Source organism: Brevundimonas diminuta ATCC 11568 (assembly GCF_000204035.1).
Classification (GTDB): domain Bacteria; phylum Pseudomonadota; class Alphaproteobacteria; order Caulobacterales; family Caulobacteraceae; genus Brevundimonas; species Brevundimonas diminuta.
Map to the genome: position 1 here is coordinate 2197798 of NZ_GL883086.1, position 9548 is coordinate 2207345.

12 protein-coding genes are annotated in these 9548 nt (G+C 68.2%); 4 read left to right on the top strand and 8 right to left on the bottom strand.

Annotated features, from left to right (window positions below; genetic code table 11):
- Positions 1-134: 134 nt before the first annotated feature.
- Complete coding sequence (locus BDIM_RS14550; RefSeq protein WP_003166350.1) at positions 135-1403, bottom strand: MFS transporter; 1269 nt, start codon at positions 1401-1403, stop codon at positions 135-137.
- Complete coding sequence (locus BDIM_RS14555) at positions 1400-1888, bottom strand: cupin domain-containing protein (protein WP_003166351.1); 489 nt, start codon at positions 1886-1888, stop codon at positions 1400-1402. Before BDIM_RS14555 ends, BDIM_RS14550 begins: the two co-directional genes overlap by 4 nt.
- A 50-nt stretch (positions 1889-1938) precedes the next feature.
- Between BDIM_RS14555 and dapE the strand changes: the two genes are divergently transcribed.
- From dapE to BDIM_RS14570, 3 genes are all read left to right on the top strand, one after another.
- On the top strand, positions 1939-3132 hold the full coding sequence (gene dapE, locus BDIM_RS14560) for a succinyl-diaminopimelate desuccinylase (RefSeq protein WP_003166352.1): 1194 nt from the start codon (positions 1939-1941) through the stop codon (positions 3130-3132).
- Positions 3133-3210: 78 nt separating this feature from the next.
- Entirely contained in the window at positions 3211-3657 is a 447-nt protein-coding gene (locus BDIM_RS14565; protein WP_003166354.1) for a carboxymuconolactone decarboxylase family protein, read from the top strand.
- 4 nt (positions 3658-3661) lie between these two features.
- Positions 3662-4564, top strand: coding sequence for a sigma-70 family RNA polymerase sigma factor (locus tag BDIM_RS14570; RefSeq protein WP_003166355.1), 903 nt, complete (start codon positions 3662-3664; stop codon positions 4562-4564).
- Here BDIM_RS14570 and BDIM_RS14575 read toward each other — a convergent pair.
- The 3 genes from BDIM_RS14575 to BDIM_RS14585 are packed head-to-tail and all read right to left on the bottom strand — an operon-like array spanning position 4561 to position 5574.
- Entirely contained in the window at positions 4561-5019 is a 459-nt protein-coding gene (locus BDIM_RS14575) for a YbaK/EbsC family protein (RefSeq protein ID WP_003166356.1), read from the bottom strand. The genes BDIM_RS14570 and BDIM_RS14575 overlap by 4 nt on opposite strands.
- Positions 5016-5231, bottom strand: a complete 216-nt coding sequence (locus BDIM_RS14580) for a hypothetical protein (protein WP_003166357.1) — start codon at positions 5229-5231, stop codon at positions 5016-5018. Before BDIM_RS14580 ends, BDIM_RS14575 begins: the two co-directional genes overlap by 4 nt.
- A gap of 1 nt (position 5232) precedes the next feature.
- The gene (locus BDIM_RS14585; protein WP_003166358.1) at positions 5233-5574 is read right to left on the bottom strand and encodes a RidA family protein; all 342 of its coding nucleotides are present in this window, start codon (positions 5572-5574) and stop codon (positions 5233-5235) included.
- Between the two features lie 115 nt (positions 5575-5689).
- Between BDIM_RS14585 and BDIM_RS14590 the strand changes: the two genes are divergently transcribed.
- Complete coding sequence (locus tag BDIM_RS14590) at positions 5690-6124, top strand: SRPBCC domain-containing protein (protein ID WP_003166359.1); 435 nt, start codon at positions 5690-5692, stop codon at positions 6122-6124.
- A gap of 14 nt (positions 6125-6138) precedes the next feature.
- On the opposite strand, the gene BDIM_RS14595 is transcribed toward BDIM_RS14590, so the two are convergent.
- From BDIM_RS14595 to BDIM_RS14605, 3 genes are all read right to left on the bottom strand, one after another.
- Positions 6139-7131 carry a type II secretion system F family protein gene (locus tag BDIM_RS14595; RefSeq protein WP_003166360.1) on the bottom strand — a complete coding sequence of 331 codons (993 nt, stop codon included), beginning with the start codon at positions 7129-7131 and terminating at the stop codon, positions 6139-6141.
- Between the two features lie 16 nt (positions 7132-7147).
- A complete protein-coding gene (locus BDIM_RS14600; RefSeq protein ID WP_003166361.1) occupies positions 7148-8131 on the bottom strand; it encodes a type II secretion system F family protein in 984 nt (327 codons plus the stop codon).
- A 5-nt stretch (positions 8132-8136) separates the two neighbouring features.
- Positions 8137-9548, bottom strand: a 1412-nt coding sequence (locus BDIM_RS14605) for a TadA family conjugal transfer-associated ATPase (RefSeq protein ID WP_081461920.1), incomplete at its 5' end; no start/stop codon positions are given.

The following is a 9548-nucleotide window of genomic DNA, read 5'->3' on the forward strand; positions in this document are numbered from 1 at the left end:
GTGAGCGCTGCGGTCAGCTGATCGCGGCGCTTTTTCTATGCGCCGCACGACGAGCGACGCCGCCGCCACCCCTCATCCGTCATGCTTCGCATGCCACCTTCTCCCACAAGGGGAGAAGGGTCGTTTTGAGCGCATCAGGTCAGCTTGTTCGCCTTCCTCAGACTGGGGAAGACCCTGGCCCAGACCCCCGTCGCGGCCAGGGCGCCAATCCCGCCGAACACCGCCGCGCCGATCGGGCCCAGCAGGCGCACCATGACGCCCGAATAGGCCTCGCCCAGTTCGTTGGAGGCGCCGATGAACAGCATGGACACCGACGACACCCGCCCGCGCATATGATCGGGCGTGGCCAGCTGGATCAGGGTCTGGCGGATGTTGACGCTGATCATGTCCGCCGCCCCGCCCAGGAACAGCACCGCCCCTGACAGCCAGACGCTCTTGGACAAGCCGAAAATCAAGGTGCAGACGCCGAACACGGCCACCGCCCCGAACATCCACCGCCCGCCGTGGCGCACGATGGGGAAGCGGCTGAGATACAGGGCCATGATCAGCGCCCCCACCCCGAACGAGGCCCGCAGCAGGCCGAAACCGACAGCCCCGACATGCAGGATGTCGCGCGCGAAGATCGGGGTCAGCAGGGCCACGCCCGCCAGAAGGACGACGACCAGATCCAGCGAGATCGCGCCCAGCACGATCTTGGTCTTCCACACATAGGCCAGGCCTTCCCTGACCTGCTGCACCGGGCCCAGCTTAGACGGATCGACCTGCGGCTTGCCCTTGGTGCGGATCAAGATGAAGCAGGCCATCGCCGCCAGGAACAGCGCCATGGCCGAGGCGTAGGCCATCGGCACGGACACGGCGACGATGACCCCGCCCAGGGCCGGACCGGCGATGGCCCCGGTCTGGAAGGCGATGGACTGGGCGGCGATGGCGGGCGGAAGGGCCCTGCGCCCCACCACCATCGGCAGGAAGGCCTGGCTGGCCGGAGCCAGGAAGGCGCGCGCCGCGCCGAAGACGGCGGCCACCGCCAGCAGACCCCACAGCGGCGGCGAACCGTGCAGCGCCATCAGCAGGAAGGCGCCCGCGCACATGCCCTCGACGATGATCGACAGGGTGACGGTGTGCTTGCGGTCGCGCCGGTCGGCCATAGCCCCGGCGGGCAGGGTGAAGGCGAGCAGCGGCAGGAACTGGCACAGCCCCACCAGCCCCAGATAGAGGCTGGCCTCCTCGATCGGACGGTCGCGCCGGGCGATCTCATAGACCTGCCACAACAGGGCCGAGGACTGGATCTGGATGCCCAGAACCGCCGCCACGCGCCCCAGCCACAACAGGCGGAAGTCGGGAATGCTCCAGGGACTGGACGGGCCGTCGTCAGGGCGAGAAGCGGAGGTATTGTCGGTCGTCACGTTCGTCTGGGCGTCTTCGGATAGGGGGTTCCGTCGCGGTGGAAATAGCGATCGGCGCCCAGAGGAGGGGCATGGGGGAGGATCATGTCGATGTCGGGATAGTCGCAGGCGTCGTCGGCCGGGCGGCGCGAGCCGACTTCCAGCAAGACCGCCTCGCGATCGCTGCGGTTCTCGATCTTGTGGCCGTTGGGGACGCCCGCCTTGAAGCCGGCGCAGTCGCCGGGGCGCAACAGGGTTTCGCCCTCGTCCTCGACCAGCACCACCTCGCCGTCCAGCACCCAGACGAACTCGTCTTCGGCGGCGTGCCAGTGGCGCTGGCTGGACCAGGCCCCGGCGGGCAGGCGCAGCAGATTGACCCCGAACTGGTCCAGGCCGACCGCATCGCCCAGCCGCTGGCGGCGGCGCGGCTTGCACGGCGCGGCGAATTCGTCCGGGTATCCGGTTCCGTTGAGGGTCGGGGCGGCGTCGATGTCGATCTTCGGCACGGTTTTCGGGCCTTCTCGCGAGTGCGGGATATGCCTAAAGCAATAGCCTCATGAACGCCGCATCACATTCCGTCATCGATCCTGTCGAACTGACCCGCGACCTGATCCGCATCCCCTCCGTCACCCCCGCCGACGAAGGGGCCATGGATGTACTGGAGCGCGCCCTGACCGGCCTGGGCTTCGCCTGCCGCCGCATGGTGTTCGAAGGACCGAGCGGCGTCGGCCACGACGCGCGCATCGAGAACCTCTACGCCCGGCGCGGCACGGCCTCGCCCAACCTCTGCTTCGCCGGCCACACCGACGTGGTGCCGATCGGCGACCTGAAGGCCTGGAGCGCCGGCCCCTTCGAGGGCGAGACCCGCGACGGCGTCCTGTACGGCCGCGGCGCCGTGGACATGAAGGGCGGCATCGCCGCCTGGGTCGCCGCCGTCTCGCGCGTGCTGGCCCGAGACGAGATCGAAGGATCCCTGTCCTTCCTGATCACCGGCGACGAGGAAGGCCCGGCCCTGCACGGCACCAAGCGGGTGGTCCAGACCCTGGCCGCCGAGGGCGAGGTCATCGACGCCTGCGTGGTCGGCGAGCCCTCCTCGGCCCACCACCTGGGCGACATGATCAAGGTCGGACGGCGCGGCTCTCTGAATACCTGGATCACCGTCTTCGGCAAGCAGGGCCACGTCGCCTATCCCGACCGCGCCGCCAATCCGACCCCGGTCATCGCCAGGCTGCTGGCCCGTCTCGACGCCCACGTGCTGGATGAAGGCTACCCCGAGTTCCCGCCGTCGAACCTGGAGATCACCACCATCGACGTGGGCAATCCGGCGAGCAACATCATTCCAGCGGAGGCCAAGGCGCGGCTGAACATCCGCTTCAACCCGACCCACACCGGCGACGGCCTGATCGACTGGTTGAACCGCGAGGCGGGCGCGCTTCAGGCCGAGACCGGCCTGCGCATTGAACTGGAGCACATGTGCTCGGGCGAGGCCTTCCTGACCGAACCCGGCGTCTTCGTCAGCGCCGTGCAGGACGCGGTGGAAGCCGTGCTGGGCCGCCGTCCGGAAGCCTCGACCACCGGCGGCACCTCCGACGCCCGCTTCATTCGTTCACTGTGCCCGGTGCTGGAGCTGGGTCTGGTCGGCCAGACCATGCACCAGGTCGACGAGCGCGTGCCTGAGGCCGAACTGCGCGCCCTGACCGACGCCTATGAGCGCGTCATCACCACGGTGCTGGAGCGTCTGCAGCCCTGATCCGCGTGGTCATGTCACACTCCGCCGCCCTGTCTCGTCATGGAGGCGACGCGCACTCACGCTCGTAGGAGACATGACATGACCCCACGCCTCGCCAGCCCCGCCAAGGCCGCCCCCGACGCCTATCAGGCGATGCTCGACCTGGAGCAGACCATCGCCGCCGCCGGCCTAGAGCCCAGTCTGCTGGAACTGGTGAAGATCCGCGTGTCCCAGATCAACGGCTGCGCCTATTGCCTGCACATGCACGCCGCCGACGCCCGCAAGGCGGGCGAGAGGGAGGTGCGCCTGCATCTGCTGGCGGCGTGGCGGGAATCCTCGCTGTTCAGCCCGCGCGAACGCGCCGCCCTGACCTGGGCCGAAAGCCTGACCCGCATCGAACAGACCCAAGCGTCCGATGCGGACTACGCCGTGCTCAAGGCCCAGTTCACTGAAACCGAACAGGTGAACCTGACCTTCGCCATCGGAGCGATCAACGTCTGGAACCGGCTCGCCGTCGGCTTCCGCTCGGTGCACCCGGCAGGCTAGCCGCATGTCGCGGCCTGATCCCGTCACCGAGACCTTCGAGACGCATCGGCCGCGACTGACGCGCCTGGCCTATCGAATGCTCGGCTCCCTGGCCGAGGCCGAGGACGTGGCGCAGGACGCCTGGCTGCGGTGGAGCCGCATCGACCCGGCCGGAATCCGCGAACCCGGCGCCTGGCTGACGCGCACCGCGACCCGCCTGGCGCTGGACCGGCTGAAGTCCGCCCGGATGCAGCGCGAGACCTATGTCGGCGCCTGGCTGCCCGAGCCCCTGATCACCGAGCCTGCGTCAGGCGTCGAGGGCTTCGCCGATGACCTGACCCTGTCGCTGATGACGGCGATGGAGCGTCTGTCGCCGCTGGAGCGCGCGGCCTTTCTGCTGCACGACGTCTTCGATGTCGGTTTTGACGAGGTGGCGACGACCCTTGAGCGCGACCCTGTTTCCGTCCGGCAGCTGGCCAGCCGCGCACGTCGCCATATCCAGGCCGCCCGCCCCCGCTACGCCGTCGAACCCGAGGAGGGCGAGCGTCTCGCCCGCGCCTTCTTCGAGGCGGCGAAAACCGGCGACACCGCCGCGCTCGGCGCCCTTCTGGCGGACGAGGCGACGCTGAGATCGGACGGCGGCGGCAAGGTCATCGCCTTCCACAACGCCATCCACGGCGCGCCGAAACTGCTGCGCCTCTATGCCGGGCTACATCGCAAATACGGTCACGAGGGCTCTGAAATGGTCCGGCCGCTGTGGATCGACGGCCTGCCCGGCTATGTCAGCCTGGAACGCGGGCGCATTCTACAAACCACGGCGCTCAACATCGCTCAGGGGCGAATCGTCGAAGTCTTCATCACCCGCAACCCGGACAAGCTGGCGCGCATCGCCGCCCTGTTGGACGCGTCGCCGCTCGCCTCGACCTAGCGGCAGGCGTCGACCCATGCGGCGCCCGTCAGTTCGAGCATCCGGTCGGGGTTGATGCGGACGGCCGCGTGGATGTCTCCCGCCGCCGGGATCACCACGTCCCAGACCTTCAGCGATACATCGCAATAGACCGGCAAGAACGTCGCCAGGCCGAAGGGGCAGACGCCGCCGACCGGATGGCCGGTCACGCCTTCGACCTCGGCGAGGTCCAGCATTTTCACCTTGCCGCCGAAGGCCGCCTTGGCCTTGGCGTTGTCCAGCCGCGCATCGCCCGCCGTGACCAGAAGGACGGTACGGTCGCCCGCCCGCAGCGACAGGGTCTTGGCGATCTGGCCGGGTTCGACGCCGTGGGCCGCGGCGGCTTCGGCCACGGTGGCCGTGCTGACGTCCAGTTCGATGACCGCGATGTCCGGCGCCCGCTCCGCGAAGAAGGCCCGGACGCTGGCCAGGCTCACGCCTCGCCCGCCGCTTCCAGCCGCGCGATGCGGCGGTCCATGTCGGCGACCTGATCCTTCAGCCGCTGCGCCTCGGACGCCATGTCGACCGGCGCGCCGTCGTCATAGGTCAGCTGCGCGCCCTTCTCGATCAGGTCGAGGCGATAGAGGGCGGTGACGCGGGTCGCCTTGAACCGCTCCAGCTCGCTTTCCGGGGAGATGACGCAGGCCATGTCAGCGCGCCGCCACGACGATGACCTCGACGAGGTAGTCGGGCGTCGCCAGCTTGGCCTCGCAGGTGGCGCGGGCGGGCGGGTTCGCCGGATCGACCCAGGCGTCCCAAACGCCGTTCATCGCCTCGAAATCGGCGATGTCGGCCAGCCAGACCTGGGCCGACAGGATCTTCGACTTGTCGCTGCCGCACTCGGCCAGGATCGCCTCGACCTCGGCCAGGGCCGTGCGCGTCTGGGCGGCGACGTCCTCGCCCGGCTCGCCGACCTGTCCGGCCAGGTAGATGGTCTGGCCGTGGATCACGGCCTGGCTCATGCGGCTGTCGGGCTGGATGCGGGTGATCATGACGGCTCCTTGCGCTGTGGCCCGGACTTAACGCGGCGGGACGAAGGCTCCAAGGACAAACGCCGGGCGCCTCTGCGTCTTCCTAAACGCAAAAAGCCGTGTCACAGGAAGCGCCATGGAAACGATCCGCATCGAGAACCGCATCGGCGTGCGCGCCACGGCCGAACGCCTCTGGGAGGTGCTGACGGACTTCGGCGGCTGGAACCGCTGGAATCCGCATGAGATCGAGGTCGAGGGCGCCCTGGGCTTCGGCGCGCCGATCAGCCTGACGGAGCGCCTGCCCGACCTGGGCGAGCGTCAGGTGCAGGCGCAGCTGGGCGAATGGGAGCCCAACGCCCAGCTGGTCTGGATCGAGCGTCGCGGCTTCCTGTTCCGCACCTTGCGCTATTACGAGATCGAGGAGTTGGAGCGCGGAGCCTGCATCGTGTCGCACGGCACGGTCTTCACGGGCCTGCGCGCCGAGCTGTTCCACGACAAGCATCGCGCCCGCATCCGCCCCGCCTATCAGGCCATCAGCGAGGCCCTGAAGCGGACCGCCGAAGAGGGCTGAGACGTCCCAGCCCCTCAGCCGCCCTTCATCATGTCCTGGATGTTGATGATGGCCGGGCCCAGGATGACGACGAACAGCACCGGCAGGAAGAACAGGATCATCGGCACGGTCAGCTTGGCCGGAAGGGCCGCAGCCTTCTTCTCGGCGGCGGACAGGCGCAGCTCGCGGTTCTCCTTGGCCATGACGCGCAAGGCGGAGCCGAGCGGCGTGCCGTAGGTCTCGGCCTGGGTCATGGCCGTCGCCACGGCCTTGATGCCCGGATGCTGCGTCCGCTTGGCCATGCCTTCATAGGCCATGCGCCGGTCCGGCAGATAGCTCAGCTCGGCCGACAGCAGCGACAGCTCCTCGGCCAGTTCGATCGACTGGCCGCCGACCTCCTGGCTGACCTTCTGGATCGCCGCCTCGATCGACATGCCGGACTCCACGCAGATCAGCAGCAGGTCGAGCGAATCCGGGAAGGCCGCCATGATCGAGGCCCGCCGCTTGTCGATCATGTTCTTCAGATAGATGTTCGGCGCATAGAAGCCGACGCCCGCCGCCATCACCACCATAGCGACCTGAGTCATCATCGGCAGGTCCGGCTTGACCACGACGAACAGGTAGAAGGCCGTCAGCGCCATCAGGATGAAGGGCGTGGCGAAGCGGAAGAAGTAGAAGGTGTTCAGCGGCCCGGGCCCCCGGAAACCCGCCTGGATCATGTTGTCGGCGACCTTGGGGTCTTCCAGCAGCTTCATCAGGTTCAGGCGCGCGACCACGCGACTGCGGAAACTGTCGTCGGTCCGGCGCAGGCTGGAGGCTTCGTTCCCCGCGCCGCCGCGCATGGCCTGGCGCGACCGGCGACGCAGTTCCTCACGGCGTTCGGCCACGGCCTTCATCCGCTTGTCCAGCCGCGCGCCGCCGCCGACGAAGGAGGACAGCAGGGTCAGGACGCTGGCGAAGACCGCCACGCCGACCCCGATGCTCAGCAGGTTCTGCGGGTCGGTGATGAAGCGCATGAAACCGTTCACGATCGTCGCCTCCGCCTCAGAACTTGAAGGAGATCATGCGCTTCATCACGAAGACGCCGGTCGCCATCCACAGGGCCGCCCCCATCAGCATGACCTGGCCGCGGATGTCGGTGAACATCAGCATCATGTAGCTGGGGTTGGACAGCATCACGAGGATCATCACCGCCGGCGGCAGGGAGGCGATGATGCCCGCCGAGGCGATGGCCTCGGACGACAGGGCCTTGATCTTCTCGACCATCATCCGCCGGGCGCGCAGCACCGTGGTCAGATTGCCCAACGCCTCGGCCAGGTTGCCGCCCGACTTCTGCTGAATGGCGATGACGATGGCGAAGAATTTCAGCTCCGGCGTCGGCATGCGCTCATACATCTTGTCCAGGGCCTGAGCGAGCGTCAGCCCCACCCCCATGCCCTCGACCAGGGTGCGGAACTCGCCGGCCAGCGGCTCGGGGCTCTCGCGAGCGATGATCTTGAAACAGTCATGGACCGGCAGGCCGGTCTTGATGCCGCGCACCAGGATGTCGATCGCATCGGCGAAGGCGAGAGAGAATTTCTTCATCCGCGCCTTGGCCTTCATGCCGATGATCCAGCGCGGAAGACCCAGACCCGCCGCCACGCCGACGCCCAGGACGATGATGATGTTCGCCCCCAGGACGAAGGCCAGCAGCGCCCCGACCAGGCCTGCGGCCACGCTTATGATGACGAAAGTCCGCACCGACAGGCTCAGTCCAGCCTGTTTCAGCTTGGCCCCCATCGTCATGCGCGCCTTGCGCTCGCGTCGATCGACCTCCTGAAGCTGCAGCAGAATCTGCTTGCGGCGCGCCTCGGGCGTATTGGCCGCAGCCGCGCGCTTGGCGCTGGCCGCCGCCTCGGCCCGCACCCCGCCCATGGTCTTGGCCCGCTTGACCGCCTGGCTCGAGGAATCGTCGCCGCCGACCAGCACCCAGCCGACGCCGCCGATGGTGATGAAGGCCAGGACCGCCGCCAGGATGGGAAGCAGCATCGCCCCTACTCCGCCGCGTCCAGAGCTTCGGCCAGTTCCCGCTCCAGCCCATAGTAGCGGGCGCGGTCCCAGAAGCGCGGGCGGGCGATGCCGGTGGAGCGATGGCGGCCGGTGATCTTGCCGTGCGCGTCCTCGCCGGTGATGTCGTAGACGAACAGATCCTGGGTGACGATGACGTCGCCTTCCAGCCCCACCACCTCGGTGATGTGGGTGATGCGGCGCGAGCCGTCGCGCAGGCGCGCGGCCTGGACGATGACGTCGATCGAGCCGACGATCATCTCGCGGATCGTCTTGGACGGCAGGCCGTAGCCGCCCATGGTGATCATCGATTCCATCCGGCTGATGGCTTCGCGCGGGGAGTTGGCGTGCAGCGTCCCCATCGAGCCGTCGTGGCCGGTGTTCATGGCCTGCAGCAGGTCGAAGGCCTCGGGCCCGCGGACCTCGCCGACGATGATGCGTTCGGGGCGCATGCGCAGACAGTTCTTCACCAGGTCGCGCATGGTGATCTGACCCTGGCCCTCCAGGTTCGGCGGCCGGGTCTCCAGACGCACGACGTGCGGCTGCTGCAGCTGAAGTTCGGCGGCGTCCTCGCAGGTGATGACGCGCTCGGTCGGGTCGATGAAGGCCGTCAGGGTGTTGAGCAGGGTCGTCTTGCCCGAGCCCGTACCGCCCGAGATGACCAGATTGCATCGCGATGCGCCGATGACGCCCAGGACGCGCGCGCCCTCGGGACTGATGGAGGCGTACTCCACCAGATTGCGCATTGTCAGCTTGTCCTTCTTGAACTTGCGGATCGTCAGCGTCGGGCCGTCGATGGCCAGGGGCGGGGCGATGACGTTGACCCGGCTGCCGTCGGGCAGGCGGGCGTCGCAGATGGGGCTGGCCTCGTCGACGCGGCGGCCGACCTGGGACACGATCCGCTGACAGATGTTCATCAGCTGGCCGTTGTCGCGGAAGCGGACATTGGTCAGCTGAACCTTGCCGCCGACCTCGATGAAGACCCGACCGGCGCCGTTGACCATGATGTCGGCGATGTCGTCGCGCGCCAGAAGCGGCTCCAGCGGCCCATAGCCCAGCACGTCGTTCAGGATGTCCTGAACCAGGTGCTCCTGCTCGGCCACCGACATGGAGACGTTCTTGATCGCCACCAGTTCGGCGACGATGTCGCGGATTTCCTCGGACGCCGCCTTCTGATCCAGCTGCGCCAGCTGGGCCAGGTCGATGGTGTTCATCAGGGCGTTGAAGATGGTGGTCTTCGTCGCGTGATAATAGTCGCTCTGCTCGCGCACGATCTCGGCGACGGCCTGGGCCTTCTTCAGCTGCTCCAGGCCCGGCGTGGCGCGAGGCCCCGCACTCGAAGGGGCGCTCGACGCAGGCTCGGGCTTGCGGCCGAGCAATCCGTCCAGGGCGTCCAGCC

What these genes read in the sequence shown, in the direction of transcription:
- BDIM_RS14580 (WP_003166357.1), bottom strand. Translation starts at nt 5,231, where the DNA reads ATGGCCTGCGTCATCTCCCCGGAAAGCGAGCTGGAGCGGTTCAAGGCG.
- BDIM_RS14600 (WP_003166361.1), bottom strand. Translation starts at nt 8,131, where the DNA reads ATGCTGCTTCCCATCCTGGCGGCGGTCCTGGCCTTCATCACCATCGGC.
- BDIM_RS14585 (WP_003166358.1), bottom strand. Translation starts at nt 5,574, where the DNA reads ATGATCACCCGCATCCAGCCCGACAGCCGCATGAGCCAGGCCGTGATC.
- BDIM_RS14565 (WP_003166354.1), top strand. Translation starts at nt 3,211, where the DNA reads ATGACCCCACGCCTCGCCAGCCCCGCCAAGGCCGCCCCCGACGCCTAT.
- BDIM_RS14590 (WP_003166359.1), top strand. Translation starts at nt 5,690, where the DNA reads ATGGAAACGATCCGCATCGAGAACCGCATCGGCGTGCGCGCCACGGCC.
- BDIM_RS14570 (WP_003166355.1), top strand. Translation starts at nt 3,662, where the DNA reads ATGTCGCGGCCTGATCCCGTCACCGAGACCTTCGAGACGCATCGGCCG.
- dapE (WP_003166352.1), top strand. Translation starts at nt 1,939, where the DNA reads ATGAACGCCGCATCACATTCCGTCATCGATCCTGTCGAACTGACCCGC.